The sequence below is a fragment of the Vibrio penaeicida genome (genome assembly GCF_019977755.1).
Classification (GTDB): Bacteria; Pseudomonadota; Gammaproteobacteria; order Enterobacterales; family Vibrionaceae; genus Vibrio; species Vibrio penaeicida.
On sequence record NZ_AP025144.1, the window covers coordinates 1559018 to 1579895 of the forward strand.

Below are 20878 nucleotides of genomic sequence, written 5' to 3' on the forward strand. Positions count from 1 at the left end.
TATAACAATCGAGGCAATGTATGACTGTCATTCGTAAGCAAGATGTTATCAGCAGTGTGGCTGATGCACTTCAATACATTTCTTATTATCACCCTATGGACTTTGTCCAAGCCCTAGATGAAGCCTACCAACGTGAAGAAAGCCAAGCAGCAAAAGATGCTATCGCTCAGATTCTGATCAACTCGCGCATGTCAGCCGAAGGTCACCGTCCTATTTGTCAGGATACGGGCATCGTGACGTGTTTTGTGAATATCGGAATGGGAGTGCAATGGGACTCTTCAGATCTAACCGTTCAACAAATGGTAGATGAAGGTGTACGCCAAGCTTACACTAACCCAGATAACCCTCTGCGTGCATCGGTTCTGATGGATCCTGCAGGCAAACGAATCAACACCAAAGACAATACCCCAGCCGTTGTTCATATCAATATGGTACCGGGTGACAAAGTCGAAATCCAAATCGCAGCGAAGGGCGGCGGTAGTGAGAACAAAACCAAAATGGTAATGCTAAACCCATCTGACGATATCGCCGAATGGGTTGAGAAGACGCTGCCAACCATGGGCGCGGGCTGGTGTCCACCGGGTATGTTGGGCATAGGCATAGGCGGTACGGCTGAAAAAGCCGCAGTATTAGCGAAAGAATCGCTCATGGAACACATAGATATTCATGAGCTAATTGAACGTGGTCCAGAAAATGCGGAAGAAGAGTTACGTTTAGACATCTTCAACCGTGTGAACCGACTTGGTATTGGTGCGCAAGGGTTAGGTGGATTGACTACAGTCGTCGATGTGAAAATCAAAACAGCGCCTACGCACGCTGCATCGAAACCAGTTTGTCTAATTCCCAACTGTGCCGCAACTCGACATGTTCACTTCACGTTGGATGGTACCGGTCCTGCTGAATTAACACCGCCTAAGTTAGAAGATTGGCCAGATATTACGTGGGAAGCGGGTGAAAATACACGTCGTGTTAATTTAGACACCGTTACTAAAGAAGATGTACAAAACTGGAAGACAGGCGAAACGGTACTGCTTTCAGGTAAGATCTTAACAGGTCGCGACGCAGCCCATAAACGCCTGCAAGGTATGCTTCAAAGTGGAGAAGGCTTACCAGAAGGGGTGGACCTGAAAGGTAAATTTATTTACTACGTTGGTCCTGTCGATGCGGTCGGTGATGAAGTTGTAGGGCCGGCAGGTCCAACGACCTCGACGCGAATGGACAAATTCACGGACATGATGCTTGAAGAAACAGGCATCATGGGAATGATTGGTAAAGCGGAGCGTGGTCCTGCGACGGTAGAATCAATCAAAAATCACAAAGCGGTTTATCTAATGGCAGTTGGTGGCGCTGCTTATTTAGTGGCGAAAGCAATTAAGAAGGCGCGCGTTGTGGCATTTGAAGACTTAGGCATGGAAGCAATTTACGAATTTGAAGTTGAAGATATGCCGGTAACCGTCGCTGTTGATTCAACAGGTGCAAATGCGCATCAGATTGGCCCAGATACTTGGAAAGTAAAAATTGCCGAAGCCAACAAGGTTTAATGGGCTGGCATAGAGAATAGTTAGGTTTGAGTATAAGCCAAATCTCACTTTTCAAATATTGATTATAAAAACGCAGCTTAGGCTGCGTTTTTTATGGTTTTTCATTTGGTAAGGGTTAGTATCGGTTTATACCTATCTCAGAAAGGCAAAAACTAAAAGGAGAAATGATGCCTCGCTTTGTTAAATTTCTACAAATTCTGATTGCTGTTATCGTCGGAGCGATCGTCGGTTACGACATGATCCTTCGTGGTATCGCCATTTTTCAGGAAACCTACGTAATCACCACAGTTGTTCTGACTTTACTACTGGAACTGGCGTTATTCGTTATCTACAAATTGATTGAAGACGATTAAGAAACAGTTCATCTGGTATTAATCCAATTTTTTGCATACTCTGGCTGCGGTTAGTACTGGAGTATGTGAATGAAACGAATCACCCAAGAAGTCAATGATTTAGTCCATCGCGGAATGGACAGGCATGTAAAACTGGCGGTTACTGGTCTTTCGAGAGCAGGAAAAACAGCTTTTATCACTTCGTTGGTCAATCAACTGCTTCATTCGTCTACCCACGACAATCTTCCCTTATTGGCGGTTTCGCAAGAACATCGACTTGTTGGTGCCAAGCGCGTACCTCAATCGAATCTCATGGTGCCTCGTTTTGGCTATGAAGATGCCATAGGCTCGCTTCAATCCCTTCCTCCAGAATGGCCCAAACCGACACGAGACGTCAGTGAAATTCGCTTAGCCATCAAATATCGCCCCCATTCAGGTGTGATGAAATACTTTTCAAGCACGGCAACGTTGTATTTGGATATTGTTGATTATCCAGGTGAATGGTTATTGGATTTACCGCTTCTTGAAATGAGTTTTGAAGAGTGGAGTCAGTCGCAGTTTGAATCGATGAAAAACGCTCGGAAAGCACTCGCGCAAGAATGGCTTAGCGCGATGGAAAGGTTTGAACCTAATGCCGACACCAATGAAAAAGAATTGGCTGAACTGAGTGCTAGCTATACCTCGTTTTTGCACCGATGCAAAGATGAAGGATTCCATTGGGTACAACCCGGACGCTTTGTGTTACCTGGAGAATTGGCGGGCGCACCCGTATTACAATTTTTCCCTCTGCAAGATTTTTCCAACGTTGATGACACCTTGAAAGGCAGCCAATATTCCATGCTAAAGCAGCGTTATCAGGAATATCAGCAAAAAGTGGTGAAAGCGTTCTATAAAGAGCACTTTTCAACATTTGATAGGCAAATTGTACTAGTGGATTGTTTACAACCCTTAAATGCTGGAAGAGAGTCTTTTAATGATATGAAAGGGGCGATTGAGCAGCTTCTTCGATCATTCAAATATGGCAGGAATAATCTTCTAAGACGCCTTTTCTCGACCAAAATAGACAAAGTACTCTTTGCCGCAACAAAGTCTGATCACGTTACTCCCGATCAGCATGCCAATTTAGCTTCATTGCTAAAACAAATGGTACACCCTGCATGGCAACACGCCGCATTCGAAAATATAGATATGAGTTGCATGACATTAGCATCGATACAAGCTACGCAAGCGGGGTTTGTTGGTACTGGTGACGACAACTGCCCTGCAATACAAGGCACGCTCCTTTCAGGTGAAGCGATGACGCTTTATCCCGGTGAAGTGCCACGTGCTTTACCCGATGAGCGCTACTGGGCAACGCATACTTTTGATTTTCAAAGCTTCAGACCTTCGCAGGTAGGGGAGGGCGAACCATTGAATCACGTTCGGATGGATAAAGCGTTGCAATACTTGATAGGGGACAAACTAGCATGAGTGAATTCAAATCCAAACGCGTTTTTAACGAATCTTTAGACGGTGAAAATGAGCAAGTAGATAGGGAGCTCAATGCGCACCTTCAGTTTGATGAAAAGTCCAAATTTGTGCCTGCTGAAGTGACGGTTGAATCAGAGAACGACGAGAATTTAGAATCCGTTATTAAGACCTCGACTAAAGGGCGTTGGGGAGTCGCAGGAATACTCACAGGCTTTACAGGGCTGGTTGCTTGGCAAACGGTCGATACCTTTTTAACGGCTTTTCAATCAGGAGACTGGTTGGCGTTTGGTTGGTCGGCCTTTGTTGCTGGGCTCGCTTCTATAGGCATTGGTGTTATTGGCAAAGAGCTTTGGAAGCTGAAAAAGCTTCGCCACCAGTTCTCTACTCAAGATAATGCACAGGCTATTTACGAAGCCGACCAAATTGGTAAAGCGAAACCATTTTGTACTTCTATCGCTAAGCAAGCCGGAATAGATGAACTTTCACCTTCGTATGATCGTTGGGTAAACGCGATTAACGCCAACCATAGTGACCAAGAAGTTCTGCAAATGTACGACAGTATTGTGCTTAAGGAACTGGATAAGAAAGGAAAAGATCTTATCACTCGTTCTGCAAGCGAATCGGCATTGCTTGTTGCGGTGAGCCCGTTAGCCACCGCAGATATGCTTTTGGTCGCTTGGCGAAACTTTAAGTTAATCGATGACCTCGCAAAGTTGTACGGTGTCGAGCTAGGGTATTGGTCGCGCATCAAATTACTAAAACTCGTTTTGGTAAACATGGCCGCCGCAGGGGCAACGGAGCTGGTTGCCGACGCGAGTATGGATCTTCTTTCTATGGATTTAGCAGGGAAGGTATCTACCCGTGCGGCCCAAGGTATTGGGGTCGGTTTACTGACTGCTAGGCTCGGTATTCGAGCTATGTCTTTACTGCGCCCAGTGCGCTGGCAAGCGAGCGACAAGATCAAGCTCGGAGAAGTGAGAAAAGGCATTGTTTCGCGTATTTCCAAATTGGCTTCTTAAGGAAGTTCCACTGGGTTTTGTCGATCTTTCGAAATGATTGTCGCGTTTTTTGTATATAGAACCAGCAAACAGCACCGCTAATTCCTTAAGAACTCTCAATTTTGGGGAGTCCTCTTGACTGTCTTTCGTGCTTGTCCCAGACTTGGTGTCAACTTTTCCTGACACCTTGATGGACTCCAGAGTGCGTTTAGAAGTTTTATGTGAAGATCGATTAGGTCTGACCCGTGAGTTGCTGGGTATCCTCGCGACCAAAGAAATCGACCTCAGAGGGATTGAGATCGATCGTCGTGGCATCATCTACCTCAATTGCCCTGAAATCGAATTTGATGATTTCCGTGATCTCATGGCACAAATCCGTTTAATTAGCGGCGTAACAGATGTGCGAAAAATCCAATTTATGCCAAGTGAAAGGCAAAGCACGGAACTCATGGCGTTGTTGGCTAATTTGCCCGATCCTGTTCTATCAGTGAGCTTAAAAGGCACCATAGACGTCGCAAACCACTCAGCCCATGACCTGTTTTTTCATCAAGGTGCAGAACTCATCGATGAACCGATAGGTCATTACATACCGCAATTCAACTTTGCACGCTGGCTAGAAGAGAGCAGTGCACGCTTTCGCGACTCGGTTGTCATCAATGGTCTAGATTACACTCTAGAAGTGATGCCGGTGTACATTACTGGCGAATCTAACGATACGGTTTTAGCCAGTGCGGTAGTCACGTTGAAAAACCAACAACCAAATGTGCAAAACGATCCTTTCTTGTCGGAAAACAATAACCTAGGCTTTGAACATTTTGTGGGCAGCTCAAACCGACATAAAAGCTTGATGGCACAAGCCAAAAAACTTGCCACTATGAGCCAACCATTACTTATTGAAGGTGAAACAGGTACTGGCAAAGAGATGCTGGCACGAGCATGTCATAACCGCTCAGAAAGAGCGAGTCACCCATTTCTTGTTTTAAGCTGTGCTTCAATGCCAGATGATGTAGCCGAAACGGAACTGTTTGGTCACGCTCCTGGTACGTTTAACAATCAAGTAGGGCACGTAGGCATATTTGAACAAGCCAATGGCGGAACGGTTTTTCTCGATGAAATTGGAGAAATGAGCGCGCACCTACAAATTAAGCTTTTACGCTTTTTGCAAGATGGAACGTTTCGTCGTGTTGGTGAAGAAAAAGAAGTGCATGTTGATGTTCGAGTGATTGCTGCTACCAAGCAAATGCTCGTTGAATTAACGGAAACAGGCGTTTTCCGTGAAGATTTGTATTATCGTCTTAACGTTTTAAGTTTGCATATCCCAGCCTTAAGAGAACGCAATGCGGATGTTGCCACCTTGTTGGATCTCTTTGTATCTAAATACGCCCATCAATTAGGGATTAACAAACCAGCCATTAGTGAAAGTGCACTCGATGAGCTCAGCCAGTATCCATGGCCGGGTAATATTCGTCAGCTCGACAATATGGTTCTAAGAGCGATGACTCGATTATCCGGCGATACACTTCAAATTGATGATTTTGAACTTCCTTCAATTGAGCAATCTAATGCGTTTGTCGGCATTAATATGGATGGATCGCTCGACGAGATCATGAAGTCCTATGAGTCTCAAATTCTTCAAAACTTATACCAATCGTTCCCTTCCAGTCGCAAGCTGGCCAAACGCTTGAACGTGTCACACACATCCATTGCTAACAAATTACGCGATTACGGAATTAGGAAGCCTTAGTCATGAGTTCATCCATAATGCATGCGTCTTGCAACGGTGTGATTGTGCGTACAGCAGAACCCGGTGACGCAAAAAAAATCAGTGAATATTTCAGAAGAAATAAAGCGCATTTGAAACCGTGGGAGCCGAAGCGCGAAGAGGCATTCTTTCGTGAAGATGGGTGGGCACAGCGATTAATCAAACTCCATGAGCTTCATCGGATGGGATTGGCTTTTTACTTGCTTATCATCGACGAAGAAACGGACGAAATGATGGGGACAATTTCTTTTAGCAATATATCTCGTCACCCTTTTCATGCATGTAATGTTGGTTACTCTGTTGCAGAATATCATCAAGGAAAAGGCGTGATGAAAACCGCGCTCAAAATATCCTGCGATTGGCTATTTGAAAATCAAAATTTGCATCGTATTATGGCCGCTTATATCCCGACTAACCAGCGTAGTGAAGGGGTTTTGAAGCACCTAGGTTTTCAACTTGAAGGGACGGCAAAAGATTACTTGCTTATTGATGGTAAGTGGCGAGACCACAACCTAACTTCATTGATTAACCCTAACTGGCGCGAAAAGCCAGATTACTCTAATTAATAAAGGAAACACATGTCCTATTTGTCCTTGGATGATTATCAACGCAAATGGATTTTTACCCATCAGTCGATGCCTGTTCCTGAAGCAGAACTGAGCCATATAAAGCCCATGACACAAGCGCGAGCTGCGCAGCTTTGGAAAGAAAATATCAGTGCTCAAAGCCCTGATTCTGAACGTCTTAGCTCTCAAGACTGGCCAATGAAAACAAGTAATTGGTTACATGAAGTCGATTGGATGCAAGATTGGGACTCCGATATAGAAGACTTGCCCGCTGAAGTTTTGGAACACATTGATTGGCAAGACGATGTCACCGTCTATTTCTGTTATGAGAAGTACAATGTCATTGAAACGAAATGGGTATTCTTTAAGAGATATTGGAAGAACTTCCTTTTTTATGATGACGGACCGATCTTAATTGCTCGCCGTCGTAATGAAGCACTTTGGTTTAGCGGGAATGGTAACGTAAAAGTGGGTTACCGAAATAAACCGTGATGAACCTTTAGAGCTTGTACTTAAGAAACCGCCATGCATTCATGGCGGTTTTTTTTGCTTTGAAATTTCTCAATATGAAAGATGGTGTAAGAAATTGAGCTTTATAGTAAAAAATTCGAGAATCATAATATATTGATAAATCGTATGTAATGTAAAAAAAAATATTTGACTTGCAAAATGGTGGATCATCTTAGAAAGAGAACTAGCATTATTTTTAGGGTTGATGTTACCCATAATAAAAATAAGGGGATTAAAAAATGCTAGTTAGGAAACATTTTCTGTCCAAGTTAACGAGACTTGGCTCCATCTCTTCCGCTGTATCGTTAGGTTGTCTTCTGGTGGCATTTGGAAGTACCGCAGGCACCATAAAAGTGGGCATGTCTACAGCGTTGGAAGGTCCTGCAAGTGGCTTAGGTACCAATGTGAAAGCGGGTGTCGAAAGCTATTTTAAGATGGTTAATGATGCGGGTGGTGTTAACGGCAACAAACTGGAGTTAATCGCGATTAATGACGGTTATGAACCTGGAAAAGCAGCCAACAATACGCGAGCGTTGATAAACGATCACAACGTGGTTGCAATGATCGGCAATGTTGGTACACCAACAGCGGTGGTCACCGTACCCATCGCAAACGAATTGAAGGTACCACTCATTGGAGCCGTAACCGGTGCTGGCTTACTCCGCCAAAGCCCTCCAGACCGATATATTATTAATTACCGTGCGAGCTATGCACAAGAAACAGCCGCAATGATTGACGGCTTACTTGGTAGCGGTATCAAGCCGGAAGAAATTGCATTTTTTACTCAAAAAGATGGGTATGGCGATGCGGGTTACAACGGCGGTGTGAGCGCACTTAAATCTCATGGTTTTACGGACATTGGCTCTATTGCCCATGGTCGTTATGAGCGAAATACCACAAACGTAGAAGAAGGGTTAATCACGGTTTTAGATGCAGAAGTTGAACCGAAAGCCATCATTATGGTTGGTGCTTATAAGCCTTGTGCAGAGTTTATCTCCTTGGCTCAAGAAGAGTTACCCGATGCTTTGTTCCTAAATGTTTCGTTTGTCGGCAGTGTGTCCTTGATGAAAGAGCTAGGAGAGAAGTCTGAAGGCGTCATTATTACTCAAGTCGTACCGCACTACGAAGCTGATTTACCTACCGTCAATGAGTTTAGAGCGTCCCTATCTAGCTACAACAATTCAGTTCCGCCTTCATTTTTGGCTCTAGAGGGTTACCTTGCAGCAAAAATTCTTGTTGATGGAATAAAAAGTAAGTCAGGTATCTTGAATTCAGAAGACATCGTTAATGGTATCCAAAGTTTAAGTAATTTTGACTTGGGTATTGGTACCAAAAACATGTTAGATGCAACCCATCATCAGGCGAGTAACGATGTTTGGCCGACTCAAATCAAAGGTGGTCAGTTTGTCAAACTGAACTGGAGCGAACTGTAAGTGTAAGTGAGGTGGTTTATGTCTTCGAGTAAAGCGAATGCAAAGTTATCAATCAAGCTGCTTGTCTTTTTATTATCGGGAACCAGCTTGATTGCTATTGCTGTTTTGCTGATGATGTCCCTTTATTCAATGCAGCGAAGTGAAGTTGGGCAGCAAAAATTGGGTACGATGTCTGATCTGCTCCAGCAAGACTGGACACTTCATTAAGCGACATTTTGCTGTTCAAAGTTAACTGGGCTTAGATACCCAAGAGCACTGTGCCTTCTCATCCGATTATAATCAACCTCAATGTACTCGAAGACCGTTTGGCGCATCTCATTTCTTGTCATGATCGGTTCGTATTGGATCGCCTCGACTTTCATAGAATGGAAGAAGCTCTCAACACACGCATTATCCCAACAGTTTCCTTTTCTACTCATACTTTGTTTTAGGTTATAAGCACTTATTATGTCCCTATAGTCTTTTGAGCAATACTGGCTACCTCGATCACTATGGACAGTAACATGCTCAGGGAACCCTCGACGGAACAGAGCCATTGATAATGCATCGCAGACCAGAGTTGCCGTCATCCTCGTATCCATTGACCAACCGATCACTTGTCGTGAGTAAAGGTCGATGATGACAGCCAGATACAACCAGCCTTCGCTCGTGGCAAGATACGTGATATCTCCCGCCCATTTTTGATTCGGAGCCGTTGCGTTAAAGTCTTGAGCTAGCAAGTTCGGCGCTACGGGCATCTTATGCTTGCTATCCGTCGTACATTTAAACTTGCGTGCCGCTTTCGGCGTTAAATCCTGACGCTTCATACTGGCGGCAATGGTTTTAACATTACGGCTATCCCCATTCTCAGCTAGCTCTTTCTGGATGCGCCTTGAGCCATCACGCCCCTTACTATTGTCAAAAGCTTTTTTGACTTTTTCATCAAGCTTTTGGCGTATTGCCTCACGCTGGATGGTACCTTGTGGCGATGCTTAATCCAGTAATAGAACCCACTTCGTGAAACTTCGAACACCTTAGCCATGCGGACCACATTGAAACACAGAAGGTGTTCTAGCATAAATTCATAGCAATCTACTTTAGATTTTTCGCGAAGTAGGTGGCGGCCTTTTTTACGATATCTAGCTCTTCAGCTTGCTCAGCCAATTGCCTTTTGAGCTTGGCGACTTCGGCAGCGAGATCTCTTTCACGCTGACTGGTACTGGTGTCTTTTTTAATTGCCTTACGCCAACCGTAGATCTGGGATTCATGCAACCCGAGCTGCCTCGCTGCCGCAGCAACTCCCACTTTCTCTGATAGCTTCAAAGCTTCTGCCTTAAATTCAGGGGAATGTTTAATTCTAGTTTTTTTGTTAGTTGTCATTGTTCACCTCGTTAGTGATTGTACTCACTTAACTTGATGTCCAAAACTGCTGGGGCGGATCAATCTGCAAAGTGCCATAGATAGCTTGGATGGGAAAATAGCGTTTGCGATCAAGCGTAACGAAAGGAAGTTAAAACGAACATTAAAGAGTAAAACATTAGCAGACGACCCTAAAAAGGTCGCAGACTTAATCAAGTACTCTAATGAATCACTAAGTAGTAGCGCTGTCGTGGCAAAAAATAATGTGTCTAAGCTGCGGTTTGATATTGCCGCATTAGGTGGGTTGGTTTGGAAAGCGGCAGCTGCTGAGCAAGTGGATACCATTATTAGTATTCAGGCGAACCAAGTTAAGCAGATACTCGATGGCATTAACAAGAAAATGTCTTCGATTAATGGCTATGTTAATGAGATCAATAAATATCAAAAGGAATATCAAAAACTGGAAGCGCTTTTGAACCAATTTTTATTGATCGCATTTAATGACAAAGCATCTATATTTTACCTTAAGCGCCACATCATTGAACTCGGCGAGAAAATTCGCGGAGAAGTGATGGAAGTGAACCGTACTGGGGAAATCTTAAGCAGTAAATTTCAAGAAATTTCTAGCAGCGTAAATGACCTTAAGGATAAAGAGTTAGAGTCTGCGACGCTCGTATTGGAAAGAAACAAGCTGATATTAAATGTGGTTAGTGGTGTGGTGATACTTTTCACCATTCTCATCAGTATTACCGTCGTTCGACTCATATCAGGATCACTTAAGTCTTTGTCGGATGCATTAGAACAAATTGCGCAAGGCGAAGCGGACTTAACGGTTAGGCTGGAGAAATCGAAGCTCAAAGAGCTAGGAAAGATCGGTGATTTATTCAATCATTTCGTAAGTCGTATTGAGAAAGTCATTGTCGAAGTGTCAAGCATGACCCTGCACCTAGATAAGTCAGTAAATACGTTAGTGGATGAGTCTAAGTATTCTCGTGACTTGGTGGTTCAACAGGATGTCGAAACCAAACAAGTTTCCTCGTCAATGGAGAAAATGCTCTTAGTCGTCGAGCACGTTAAAACCAATATTAGTTCGGCAGATGAAGCATCAAACGTCGCCCGTGAAAACGGAAGATCGTCTTCAAATGAATTGGAAAGTGTGGTGACCAATATCCAGCGACTTGATGATGTTATGGGTAATGCCGATCAAGTCATGAGAGAACTGAAAACTCGGTCTGATTCGATAAGCTCTGTATTAGGGGTTATTTCTGAAATAGCAGAGCAAACCAATTTATTGGCACTTAATGCGGCAATTGAATCGGCTCGTGCCGGTGAGCATGGAAGGGGCTTTGCCGTTGTTGCCGAAGAAGTAAGAAGTTTGGCAGGACGGACTCTGCAGTCGACACAAGAAATCGGAACCATTATTGAAGACTTACAGCAAGGAACAATGAATGCCGCAAAAGAAATTGATGAAGCGGTCAAAATGGCGGATGAGGTTAGTAAGTTAGTCAATCAAGCTAACGATTCAGTGAACGTCAGTGTCGATTCAATAACAGAAATTGCTCATCGTTCATCGGACATTTCCCGAGCAGTAGATGAGCAGGTCACCGCCTCTGAAAGTGTCCAAGACAGCATCAGTGTGATGCAAGGGAACACAGAAAAATCACTGGTGAGCGCAGGTAATGTAGACGAGTTGAGTGAAAGCCTAAATCAACTTAGCGGATCTTTAAGAGATCTCGTCGGTCAGTTCAAGTGCCAAGCGTCATAATATAGCAGCGTATTACGCATACTGATTTTTACTGTATAAAAAAACAGCCTTTTTCTTGACTCGTACTTTTAAACTTCTATACTGTATGTGTATACAGTTTTTATAGGAGGGCTGAGTATGTTGTGGGAAACAATGGAAAGGGTGAACAAATTACGTCAGCAAGCATTGGCTGATCCCGAATTTATCAAGGCTGCAAAAGAGCATGAAGACGCATTGAAAGCAATGGCGAAAGAAGAAGCGATTGTTCGAAAGAAATGCTTGAAAGCAGCGCAGGAAAACAAATTAAACCGTGGACCTAAATTGTTGTCAGATATCTACAGTGAGTCGGTATTTGGTGCCAACCCAACGGGTGAACAGCACTGATTCAAGTATCAATCTTACTTTTAGGCGTATTAATGAATAAAACCAGCTTGCGAAGATAGCTGGTTTTTTCTTTCTCTACACAGCGAAACCTATACCCAACCCCATTCTTATTGCATCTCTCTCTCGAATTTAACTTTTCTATGTAGAGATAACTGATTGTATTGCCTAGACTTGTCATAAAGCTTCCAAATTAGGCAATCTCATGCGTTCCCAGTTACTACTTTTAATGCACAAAGCATACATAAAAGCACTGAAATTCGCAGCTGACATTATTCCGATCCCAAAGCCGACTCTGTTTCAAGGAAAGGATTCGCACAAGCAGCTGTGCCACTCTATTTCATTACTTGGTATTAAGCGTGTTCTTATCGTTACTGATGAGGGGATTTGTTCATCTGGACTACTGGAAAAATTGGAATCGGAATTAGTACGAGCCAGCGTCGAATACTCAGTGTTTAAAAAAGTTACACCGGATCCAACATACGATCAGGTTGAACTCGGTTTGGAACAATATCGACGTGACCACTGCCAAGGAATATTGGCATTGGGAGGAGGGTCCCCAATCGATTGTGGGAAAGTCATCGCGGCGAGGGTGACTAATAAAAAACCCATCAAGCGCTTAACTGGGTTACTCAAAGTTTGGCGTGCACCAGCCCCACTTTTTGCATTGCCAACAACATCGGGCACTGGGTCTGAAGTCACGGTTGCAGCGGTGGTATCCGATCCAATTTCTCATCAAAAAACACCGCTAATGGATCCGAAATTGGTCCCTATGCTGGTTTCGTTGGATCCCGCTTTCTCAATGGGATTGCCTCCACATATTACCGCTCATACCGGCATGGACGCACTAACCCACGCCATTGAAGCGTACATATCAGTGAATGCAAGCCCTGAAACGAATGGGTATGCAAAAGCTGCCATCACCTTAATTCACGAGAACCTAGAAAAAGCTTTTATCTACGGTCAGAACAGTGCGGTTCGTCAGAATATGTCGCTTGCTTCTTACTATGCTGGTTTAGCGTTTACGAAAGCAAGCCTTGGCTATGTTCACGCCATCTCGCATAACATTGGTGCTAAGTACGGTATACCTCACGGGTTGGCGAATGCCGTGATATTGCCGCATGTTTTAGAGTTCTCTAAACCCGCGGTGACCAAGCAGCTGGCCGAACTTGCAGATCTTATTCATGTTAGTGAGCCCAAAAGCACCGAGAGGATGAAAGCCCAAGCGTTTATACAGTATGTCCAAAGCCTTCAGTTAAAACTTCATATCCCTGAAAAGCTGGATAAGCTTGTGGATGAAGATATTCCTGAGATCGCAAAAGCAGCACTGTACGAGGCACAATGGAATTACCCTATACCTAAACAGATGAACCAGCACCAGTGCGAATTGCTTATTCATAAACTTCTCCCATCGACTTAGAAGCGTTTTCCTAAGCACAAGCTTGAGTATAATTGTTGCCAATTCCAGAATTGGCATTGAAGTGGTTTGTGCCTAGTGCTAAAGCCAACCCAACTCCTATTCCATTTCCCATTCTAAGTTGCACTCGCTACCAAGCACTTTGAGGTGATTGGGGCATAAGCTCGCGTTTCGCTCCTTCACTCTTTCGTTCCTTCACAAGGCTTCTTTTCCATTTTTTACATAAAACTCGTAAAGGGGTTGATCGGATTGAATAATTAAATTAACGTAAACAATCTTAACGTGAAGATATATTAATCTAATTAGAATCAGAAAGTGTTTAGGAGAGAACCATGAAACTAGCAATCATATCTGGAAGCCATCGAGCACAGTCGCAAAGTTTGAAAGTAGGGAAGTTCCTTAAATCTCTCAGCCAGCATCATGACTTTGAAGAAGCCAAAGTGTATGACCTTCATGAACTCAATTTACCAATGTGGAATGAAGGCGTATGGCAGGGCAGCGAAGAGTGGCAGCCGTGGCGAGACATTGCTGCTGAATTAAAAGAAGCGGACGCATTTGTATTTATTACACCTGAATGGCATGGAATGGCGACCCCAGCAATAAAGAACTTTTTAATGCTGACAACAGCCAATGAATTGGCTCATAAACCCGCTTTGCTTGTTAGCGTCACCGTGAGCATTAATGGTGTGTATCCCATCAGTGAACTGAGGCTGAGTGGGAGCAAAAACAATCATGTCTGCTTTTTGCCTGATCACCTTATCTTTAGAAATAGCCAAGAACTTTTAGATGAAGAGAATCACTGCACCGATGAAGCGTTTGGTAAGCGTGCGAATTACACTATGTCTCTACTTTCTGCATACTCACATGCTTTAGCGCCAATCCATCGAGATATGTTAGAACCAGGCAAAGAGTTTACCTACGGTATGTAGATAAGGTCTAGAATCAAACAAGTTTAGCTCTCCAGCCCCAAGCATGGCGCTATGTACTTTCCATAACGCGATGCTTAATACGGCTTAGCCCTACAGAGGTGACGCCGAGGTATCGGGCAATATCATTTTGGGTCACTTTTTCAATCAAATCAGGTGAAGTATCAAGAAGCTTTTCATAACGTTGCTGTGCGGATAAACACAGTAAATCCCTTTCACGTTGCTCTTTCTTCATTGCGAACTTTAGCAATATCTCTATGACATCTTTAGACAGCTCTTGGTCTGTCAAACTGGCAGAATGCAGCGCTTTAAAATCAAATCGGATTAATGTACACGGCTCTAAGCAAATCAAGCTAAAAGTATTTTGCATCTGTGCATACGCCGCCGACATGCTCCCAATAACATCTCCTATCTGAAGAAAGGATTTAATCGTCTCTTTGCCTTCACTTGTTACGTAATAGGCCTTAAGCATCCCCTCTTTGATGACGTACATAGAAGAGTCGGAATCTCCTTGCCTAAACAAGTGGTCACCGGCGTCTTTGTGCAGCGCTGTACCGTTTTGTTCAATAAAACTCAAAAAATTCATCACTTTTAACCCAGGTTAACGCTCGCCTGCTGGCAAAGCTATAAAGTCCTTTTGATGAAGCTTAATGCATTCAGTTGAATTGGAGAAGTAAATGGAATTAACAAATAAAAAGATCATCATTACTGGCGGAACATCGGGTATCGGGCTCGATTTAGTACGTATGTTGAGTAAGCAAAACAGGTTGATAGTCATTGGCCGAGATGCGGCAAAACTAGCGAAGTTATCGGCAGATTTTAACGTAGCAACGTATCAGGCTGAGCTATCAGACATCAGTTCCGTTGAATGGATAGCCAGCTCCATCATCAAAGACCATAAGAAGATTGATGTGCTCATCAATAATGCCGCCGTGCAATATACCCCGAGTTTTATAAGCCAAAATTTCAAATACGAAAATATTCAGCGAGAGATCACCACAAATTTCACGTCTGTCTGTTGTTTAACCTCTTTGCTTTTGCCAAGCCTAATGAACGCCCCTAAGGCGGTCATTCTCAACGTCAATTCCGGCTTGGCTCTGATGCCTAAAACAACATCCGCCATATATTGCGCCACTAAGAGTGCGTTGAATTCTTTTTCTCGGTCGCTTCGATACCAACTAGAGGATACCAATGTTCGAGTGTTGCAAGCGCTCATGCCTTTGGTCGAAACCAAGATGACGGATGGTCGAGGAAGCGGAAAACTGACTTCGGAAGATGCAGCTAATCGGTTAATTGAAGGGATAGAGAGGCAAATAGAAGACAACGATATTGGAAAAGTAAAACTGCTTCGGTGGCTAATGCGCTTGTCGCCAGGAGCTGCAGCAAATTTGATGAAGCGAGCATAACCATGAAAGCAATGATAGGGCTGATAGGAGGCTTAACAATGGGACCCATTTCAGAGGCAAGTGGTATCGAGATAAACGTGACTGGTATAGATGTGGATAGGGGAGGGAATCTTATTGTCTTCATTTTTGGTGAAGATGGTTTCCCTAAAATTCACGCAAAGGCTTTGCAAACTCAAACCCAATCGCAGCTTAGTACGGCTATGTCTTTTACGTTCGATATTCCGCAGCAAGAAATCGCGATCAAAATACTCCACGATGAGGACGAAGATGGAAAAGTGACGAAAAATTGGACCGGTATTTACCCCGCTGAAGGGTTGGGTTTTTCAAAGAAGCAAAAGGTGTCGCTAACTGGTGCCCCTGTATTCAAGAAATCCAAGCTAGTGAGATCCGAGTTCGAGTCGGGTGTGAACATTGAAATGGTGTATCCATAGGAGGTTTAAATGACATCTTTAATCAAAGTTATGCTGATTGTGGCAAGTATATTTGCCTCTACTTTTATCATTTTAAAAGTCGCAGGTGTACTCAGTATTGAGCAAATTGAATCTTGGCTAACGTACGCGAAATCCTTGTCGCCCATTTACGTAGGAGGAATGACAATATTACTGCTCTTTGCTGATTTGTTTGTCGCGATGCCGACGCTAACGATCACCATACTGTCGGGCTATTTTTTAGGCCAGTGGTATGGCGCGCTCGCAGCCGTACTTGGAATGATGCTTGCGGGGTGTATTGGTTTTGTTTTGGGAAGACGGTACGGCAATCGAATATTGGCTTTTATTGTCAAAGATGAGGAAAAAATTCTTGAAGTGAGAGCCGCATTTCAGAGCCACGGTTTTACTATGATTTTGTTATCAAGAGCGGTGCCGATATTGCCAGAGGTGACAGCGTGTCTCGCTGGAATGACTGGAATGTCATTCTCACGTTTTATTACAGCTTGGTCACTCAGCACCATTCCATATTGCTTGATCGCGGTTTATTCGGGATCTATCAGCTCTCTGGATAACCCTAAGCCTGCCATTATTACCGCCGCATTACTCACGTCTGGTTTATGGCTAGGCTGGTATTTGTTCCGAAGGTTCAAACTTCGTAGTGCGGCTGCTTAACAATGTACAGAATTTAGCAATGCATGGTATTTAGCTATGGACTAAAGCACACGATTATCACCGCAGCTATAAGCAATGATTTGGCTTATCTCAGTTAGGCTGCGTCCACTTTCTTGCTGCCACTGTGCAAAGGCATGGTTGGCGGCTTTTAAGGCGCTTTTCGTGTGGTTTCCGCTGGTTACAACCCCCGTATTTCTTAGGTGTGATTCAACATCCGAAGATAGGATAAAAGTATCTACACCAAGCTGACGCAAAGCATAAGGGCCCGTGTTACCACCTAGACGTTTCCCATGCTTTTTAAGGTATTTCCAAAGATCGGTGATGCATTCGCTTTTCGTGTTAGCGACCATTTCTGCAAAGGAGCCAAATTCGTGTCTGGCTTCGTATATCATTTGAGCATTAGCTGGGATGGACATCACTTTCGTTAGATGGCGAATAATACGCGGATCTTGAGCTTTTTGTTCCCAAACGTCGTCCGATAACATCAATAAAGGCTCAACTCTGAACTGAAAGAAAATGTCCTCAAAGTTTTCCCATTTACTTTTAACAACCTTCCAGGAAATCCCACATTGGAATACTTTTAACGTGAATTCTGCCAGCCAACGATCGTCAGGAATACGAGCAATCTCCTCTGGGCTTAGGGGCTTAGAAAGTAAGCTCTCGAGATTACTAGCACCGCCTTTTCTTTCCTTTGCACGTTCATAAATATTTTGGAACTTCTCTCGTGGCATTCAAATGTCCTTAAATACGAGCAAATGCCATAGTATAGGTTTGTAAAAAAATCTGTACAAATGATAACTATCCGCATTAATGTTAAGTGATGAAATGATACTGAACAACGTAGTAAGAGTCTTTGACCTGTCGTTATAGGTCAAGACGTTCGTACAAAGAAAAGGGCAAAAATATGAAAGGGTCGACGTATCTTATTTTGGGGATGATAGGTGCAGTGCTTATGTACATAGGCGACATGCTTTTGTATTTTACAGCGGAACCGCTTTCTGATTCGCCTTATGCCTTGTTGATGGTAATGAAAGACGTTAGCGATACACGCCTGATATTGGGTGGCTTGATTGGACCAGTCGCGGCATTCTTTTACCTGTTTGGTTTTATTGGTGTATTTCTTAAGTTGGATGCAGGAAAAATGCGCAACACGATACTCGCTATATTCTCACTGGCTATTGTTATTGGTGGCGCATACCACAGCCAGTTTACCAATATCGGTGTGGTGGGAAAAATCAGTGAAGAAGCCTTAAAACAAAGCTGGGATGTTAGCGTGATTTATATGTACCTTGTATTTTGCATGTACGCAATTGGCGGTATTTTGTATATCTACATGGTGCTTAGAAAGCAAAGCCTTCTATCACGCAAAGTCGTTTTATTCTCTCCTTTTCCTCTCATGTTTGTTGGAACAGCATTAATGAATGTGATGCCTCAACCGTTCATGATCATAATTGGTGGAGGCTGGTACAACATAATGATGCTGATATTCTTTATTTCCGTTTATGTGGGTAACAAGCAATATGTAGCCGAACAGGCGACAGCGTAAGTTAAGAGAATCGAGAAGATTTTTGAGCATCAAAGCCTTGCAATGCAAGGCTTTGATGTTTTTAAGTGGTGGATGAATATCGCTTCATTCGGAAGTAGGGCGCTATAACTCGACAAGCGACTAAGCGCCAATCACACCACCGTCTTTTTTCGTAATCATAATGACGGACGAGCGAGGGATACTCTTTCCACCGTCTGGGAAATGTGACGGCGCCAAATCTTCCCCTGGGTGCTGAACGCCAATAAACATGGTTTTATGATCGGGCGAGAAGGTCAAACCTGTGATTTCGCAGGCGATTGGACCGGTTAAGAAGCGGCGGATCTCCCCAGTTTCAGGGTCACTGCACAGCATTTGGTTATTTCCCATACCTGCAAAGTTACCTTCATTTGAGTATTTACCGTCTGTTTGAATCCAAAGTCGACCAGCTACATCAAACCCAATACCATCTGGACTGTTGAACATATTGTCTTTATTGATGTTGTCCGATCCAGCCATTAAGCCGGATTGATGCACTTCTGGATTACCTGCCAGTACGTAGATATCCCAATTAAATGTCTCTGATGTGTGGTCGCCACCAGTTGGTCGCCAGCGGATTATGTGACCATAGGGGTTCTTTTCTCGTGGGTTTGCCACGTTCAACGGTTGGTTTTCTCTCACACCACGGTACTTGTTATTGGTTAAGGTGCAAAATACCGATTTCTGGTCAGCGTGAACCGCTACCCATTCAGGGCGATCCATGGTGGTCGCTCCGACTTGGGTTGCCGCCATACGTGCAAAGATCATAACGGATGCAGCATCTGGAAATCCATTTTCAGGTGTTAGCCCGTTTTTGCCCCACGTCAATTCTAGCCACTGACCTTGCCCGTCGGTTTCACCCTCTTTGCCATTAAATTTCGCGACATACAGGGTACCGTCTTCCAGCAGATCTTTGTTGGCGTCAGAACCTTTTACATATTTGTTCTTTGACACAAACTTGTAGAGGTGTTCGCCTCGTTCATCATCACCAAGGTAAACAACAGCATGTCCGTCATCGTTGATCATTATCGCAGCATTTTCATGCTTAAAGCGACCGAGTGCGCTGCGCTTTTTCGGAGTGGAATTTGGGTTCATAGGATCAATTTCGACCACCCACCCAAAGCGATGTGGCTCATTTGGGTGCTTACTTACGTCAAAACGCTCATCGTGTTTAAACCAATCGTAACCCCAGTCTTTGTCACGTACGCCATAACGCTTGTAAGTATCACCCAGTTTGGTTTCTTTTTCGGCAGCAAAATACCCATTGAAGTTTTCTTCACAGGTAAGGTAAGTGCCCCATGGTGTTTGACCATTTGCGCAGTTGTTGTAAGTCCCTAGTATTTTCTTACCCGATTTGTCTGCAGCCGTTTTAAGTAAGCTGTGCCCAGCAGCGGGTCCGGTCATTTCCATTTCAGTAAACGCGGTGATTCTACGGTTCAGCCTACCTTCTACGTTGATTTGCCATTTACCATCTCTTTTCATTAACTCAACAATAGAGACACCGTGCGCTGCTTGTGATTTTTTAGCGTCATCAGCGGTAATGCTTTTACCTTGGTGGGGGTAGAGATATTCGTTATTGGTATATTCATTATTTACTGCAAGTACGGCACGAGTATCAGACAGCGGGAAAAACGTCATGCCATCGTTGTTGTCACCAAACTGCATCTCTTGTGCTTTGGAGCCATTGCTTTGGCTAAATTTATGGGCATTTTTGAATATAGGATCCCCCCAAGACACGAGTACATCCGCTTGGTAGCCTTTGGGTACTTCTATGGTATCTGCGGTGGAAATAGGAATGGCATCAAAGCCCATTTTAGTCGAGTGTTTAGAAGAAGCGTTTGCCATGGCTTGGCTTAACGGTGTTGCCGCAAAAAAGCCGACAGTACCTGCCGCTCCTGTTGCTTTCAAAAATCGACGGCGAGAGAGGGCGGCTTCAACGATCTTGTTGAATTCAGGCTCTTCTTCCAGTGTACGTTGGTCGTGGTGTTGGTCAAATTGAGTCACAGTGCTTCCTTACTTTCAGTTTTTATCTCCAATTCGTCCGCTCTAGATATGTGCTTAAATGCTTGAGTGAGCTGACGGAGGTTCTTATAGAGTCGCTATAGTGAGTAGTGAGCGTTGCAGATTCTTGACAGTTTTCTGACGCTATTGTGTAACTCATCAGAATTGTGATGTTGTGGAGGCTTTTAGCTGAAAATGAAAGGTATTTGGGGTTTAAGTGTCCATCTATCTAATTGATTGGTTTGCTGTTATATTGAAATCGTCTAGTAGGGATATACTCAATATGAGTGTTTACTCACTTATCAAACAACTTTTCGAGCACCTTTGATTTCTAGAGAGTTCTTATAAACTCAGAGAACTCTTATTTCAGAAAGCATGTGTCGCTCAGAGCA

20 protein-coding genes and 1 pseudogene are annotated in these 20878 nt (G+C 43.7%); 17 read left to right on the forward strand and 4 right to left on the reverse strand.

The genetic code is table 11. The features are described from left to right. The first annotated feature begins 20 nt into the window (after nt 1–20). From LDO37_RS07240 to LDO37_RS07280, 9 genes are all read left to right on the forward strand, one after another. Entirely contained in the window at nt 21–1541 is a 1521-nt protein-coding gene (locus LDO37_RS07240; RefSeq protein ID WP_101114689.1) for a fumarate hydratase, read from the forward strand. A gap of 167 nt (nt 1542–1708) precedes the next feature. Further along, nucleotides 1709–1894, forward strand: a complete 186-nt coding sequence (locus tag LDO37_RS07245) for a hypothetical protein (protein ID WP_101114690.1) — start codon at nt 1709–1711, stop codon at nt 1892–1894. Between the two features lie 69 nt (nt 1895–1963). Further along, the gene (locus LDO37_RS07250; protein ID WP_126609493.1) at nt 1964–3343 is read left to right on the forward strand and encodes a YcjX family GTP-binding protein; all 1380 of its coding nucleotides are present in this window, start codon (nt 1964–1966) and stop codon (nt 3341–3343) included. Beyond that, a complete protein-coding gene (locus tag LDO37_RS07255) occupies nt 3340–4362 on the forward strand; it encodes a YcjF family protein (protein WP_126609494.1) in 1023 nt (340 codons plus the stop codon). The genes LDO37_RS07250 and LDO37_RS07255 overlap by 4 nt, the downstream gene beginning before the upstream one ends. Before the next feature lie 181 nt (nt 4363–4543). Next, nucleotides 4544–6085 (forward strand): transcriptional regulator TyrR, encoded by a 1542-nt coding sequence (gene tyrR, locus LDO37_RS07260; protein ID WP_126609495.1) that lies wholly within the window; start codon nt 4544–4546, stop codon nt 6083–6085. Between the two features lie 2 nt (nt 6086–6087). After that, complete coding sequence (gene rimJ, locus LDO37_RS07265) at nt 6088–6669, forward strand: ribosomal protein S5-alanine N-acetyltransferase (protein ID WP_126609496.1); 582 nt, start codon at nt 6088–6090, stop codon at nt 6667–6669. Nucleotides 6670–6681: 12 nt separating this feature from the next. Beyond that, nucleotides 6682–7161: a DUF2947 domain-containing protein gene (locus LDO37_RS07270; protein WP_104398946.1), complete on the forward strand. Its 480-nt coding sequence runs from the start codon at nt 6682–6684 to the stop codon at nt 7159–7161. A 257-nt stretch (nt 7162–7418) separates the two neighbouring features. Then, nucleotides 7419–8612, forward strand: coding sequence for an ABC transporter substrate-binding protein (locus tag LDO37_RS07275; protein ID WP_221768582.1), 1194 nt, complete (start codon nt 7419–7421; stop codon nt 8610–8612). Between the two features lie 18 nt (nt 8613–8630). Next, complete coding sequence (locus LDO37_RS07280; RefSeq protein WP_126609497.1) at nt 8631–8819, forward strand: hypothetical protein; 189 nt, start codon at nt 8631–8633, stop codon at nt 8817–8819. Here LDO37_RS07280 and LDO37_RS07285 read toward each other — a convergent pair. Continuing rightward, nucleotides 8816–9971 (reverse strand): annotated as a pseudogene (locus LDO37_RS07285) (IS3 family transposase). The gene LDO37_RS07280 and the pseudogene LDO37_RS07285 overlap by 4 nt on opposite strands. Before the next feature lie 85 nt (nt 9972–10056). On the opposite strand from LDO37_RS07285, the gene LDO37_RS07290 reads away from it, so the two are divergent. The 4 genes from LDO37_RS07290 (at nt 10057) to LDO37_RS07305 (ending at nt 14421) form a co-directional block, all read left to right on the forward strand. After that, on the forward strand, nt 10057–11715 hold the full coding sequence (locus tag LDO37_RS07290) for a methyl-accepting chemotaxis protein (RefSeq protein ID WP_126610028.1): 1659 nt from the start codon (nt 10057–10059) through the stop codon (nt 11713–11715). A 117-nt stretch (nt 11716–11832) separates the two neighbouring features. Continuing rightward, nucleotides 11833–12078 (forward strand): hypothetical protein, encoded by a 246-nt coding sequence (locus LDO37_RS07295; RefSeq protein ID WP_126610027.1) that lies wholly within the window; start codon nt 11833–11835, stop codon nt 12076–12078. A 202-nt stretch (nt 12079–12280) separates the two neighbouring features. Then, nucleotides 12281–13495 carry an iron-containing alcohol dehydrogenase gene (locus tag LDO37_RS07300; RefSeq protein ID WP_126610026.1) on the forward strand — a complete coding sequence of 405 codons (1215 nt, stop codon included), beginning with the start codon at nt 12281–12283 and terminating at the stop codon, nt 13493–13495. A gap of 329 nt (nt 13496–13824) precedes the next feature. Next, complete coding sequence (locus LDO37_RS07305; RefSeq protein ID WP_126610025.1) at nt 13825–14421, forward strand: NADPH-dependent FMN reductase; 597 nt, start codon at nt 13825–13827, stop codon at nt 14419–14421. 49 nt (nt 14422–14470) lie between these two features. Here the strand turns inward: LDO37_RS07305 and LDO37_RS07310 are convergent, their stop codons facing one another. Then, entirely contained in the window at nt 14471–15004 is a 534-nt protein-coding gene (locus tag LDO37_RS07310; protein WP_126610024.1) for a Crp/Fnr family transcriptional regulator, read from the reverse strand. 91 nt (nt 15005–15095) lie between these two features. On the opposite strand from LDO37_RS07310, the gene LDO37_RS07315 reads away from it, so the two are divergent. Genes LDO37_RS07315 through LDO37_RS07325 form a run of 3 tightly spaced genes read left to right on the forward strand, consistent with a single transcriptional unit; the run spans nt 15096 to nt 16924 of the window. Further along, nucleotides 15096–15824, forward strand: a complete 729-nt coding sequence (locus tag LDO37_RS07315) for an SDR family oxidoreductase (RefSeq protein ID WP_126610023.1) — start codon at nt 15096–15098, stop codon at nt 15822–15824. A gap of 2 nt (nt 15825–15826) precedes the next feature. Further along, on the forward strand, nt 15827–16255 hold the full coding sequence (locus tag LDO37_RS07320; protein ID WP_224055384.1) for a DUF2141 domain-containing protein: 429 nt from the start codon (nt 15827–15829) through the stop codon (nt 16253–16255). Nucleotides 16256–16264: 9 nt separating this feature from the next. After that, on the forward strand, nt 16265–16924 hold the full coding sequence (locus LDO37_RS07325) for a TVP38/TMEM64 family protein (protein WP_126610022.1): 660 nt from the start codon (nt 16265–16267) through the stop codon (nt 16922–16924). A 41-nt stretch (nt 16925–16965) separates the two neighbouring features. On the opposite strand, the gene LDO37_RS07330 is transcribed toward LDO37_RS07325, so the two are convergent. Beyond that, on the reverse strand, nt 16966–17655 hold the full coding sequence (locus LDO37_RS07330; protein ID WP_126610021.1) for a DNA-3-methyladenine glycosylase I: 690 nt from the start codon (nt 17653–17655) through the stop codon (nt 16966–16968). 173 nt (nt 17656–17828) lie between these two features. Here LDO37_RS07330 and LDO37_RS07335 point away from each other — a divergent pair, with 173 nt between their 5' ends. Then, nucleotides 17829–18470 carry a DUF6796 family protein gene (locus LDO37_RS07335; RefSeq protein WP_126610020.1) on the forward strand — a complete coding sequence of 214 codons (642 nt, stop codon included), beginning with the start codon at nt 17829–17831 and terminating at the stop codon, nt 18468–18470. 120 nt (nt 18471–18590) lie between these two features. Here the strand turns inward: LDO37_RS07335 and LDO37_RS07340 are convergent, their stop codons facing one another. Continuing rightward, nucleotides 18591–20489, reverse strand: a complete 1899-nt coding sequence (locus LDO37_RS07340; protein WP_126610019.1) for a PhoX family protein — start codon at nt 20487–20489, stop codon at nt 18591–18593. Nucleotides 20490–20878: the final 389 nt, after the last annotated feature.

Bases quoted from the DNA above. Each gene is read 5' to 3' on its own strand.
- LDO37_RS07305 (WP_126610025.1), top strand. From the start codon at position 13,825: ATGAAACTAGCAATCATATCTGGAAGCCATCGAGCACAGTCGCAAAGT.
- LDO37_RS07330 (WP_126610021.1), bottom strand. From the start codon at position 17,655: ATGCCACGAGAGAAGTTCCAAAATATTTATGAACGTGCAAAGGAAAGA.
- LDO37_RS07295 (WP_126610027.1), top strand. From the start codon at position 11,833: ATGTTGTGGGAAACAATGGAAAGGGTGAACAAATTACGTCAGCAAGCA.
- LDO37_RS07250 (WP_126609493.1), top strand. From the start codon at position 1,964: ATGAAACGAATCACCCAAGAAGTCAATGATTTAGTCCATCGCGGAATG.
- LDO37_RS07275 (WP_221768582.1), top strand. From the start codon at position 7,419: ATGCTAGTTAGGAAACATTTTCTGTCCAAGTTAACGAGACTTGGCTCC.
- rimJ (WP_126609496.1), top strand. From the start codon at position 6,088: ATGAGTTCATCCATAATGCATGCGTCTTGCAACGGTGTGATTGTGCGT.
- LDO37_RS07335 (WP_126610020.1), top strand. From the start codon at position 17,829: ATGAAAGGGTCGACGTATCTTATTTTGGGGATGATAGGTGCAGTGCTT.
- LDO37_RS07280 (WP_126609497.1), top strand. From the start codon at position 8,631: ATGTCTTCGAGTAAAGCGAATGCAAAGTTATCAATCAAGCTGCTTGTC.
- LDO37_RS07320 (WP_224055384.1), top strand. From the start codon at position 15,827: ATGAAAGCAATGATAGGGCTGATAGGAGGCTTAACAATGGGACCCATT.
- LDO37_RS07255 (WP_126609494.1), top strand. From the start codon at position 3,340: ATGAGTGAATTCAAATCCAAACGCGTTTTTAACGAATCTTTAGACGGT.
- LDO37_RS07240 (WP_101114689.1), top strand. From the start codon at position 21: ATGACTGTCATTCGTAAGCAAGATGTTATCAGCAGTGTGGCTGATGCA.
- LDO37_RS07325 (WP_126610022.1), top strand. From the start codon at position 16,265: ATGACATCTTTAATCAAAGTTATGCTGATTGTGGCAAGTATATTTGCC.
- LDO37_RS07270 (WP_104398946.1), top strand. From the start codon at position 6,682: ATGTCCTATTTGTCCTTGGATGATTATCAACGCAAATGGATTTTTACC.
- LDO37_RS07300 (WP_126610026.1), top strand. From the start codon at position 12,281: ATGCGTTCCCAGTTACTACTTTTAATGCACAAAGCATACATAAAAGCA.
- LDO37_RS07245 (WP_101114690.1), top strand. From the start codon at position 1,709: ATGCCTCGCTTTGTTAAATTTCTACAAATTCTGATTGCTGTTATCGTC.
- LDO37_RS07315 (WP_126610023.1), top strand. From the start codon at position 15,096: ATGGAATTAACAAATAAAAAGATCATCATTACTGGCGGAACATCGGGT.
- LDO37_RS07310 (WP_126610024.1), bottom strand. From the start codon at position 15,004: ATGAATTTTTTGAGTTTTATTGAACAAAACGGTACAGCGCTGCACAAA.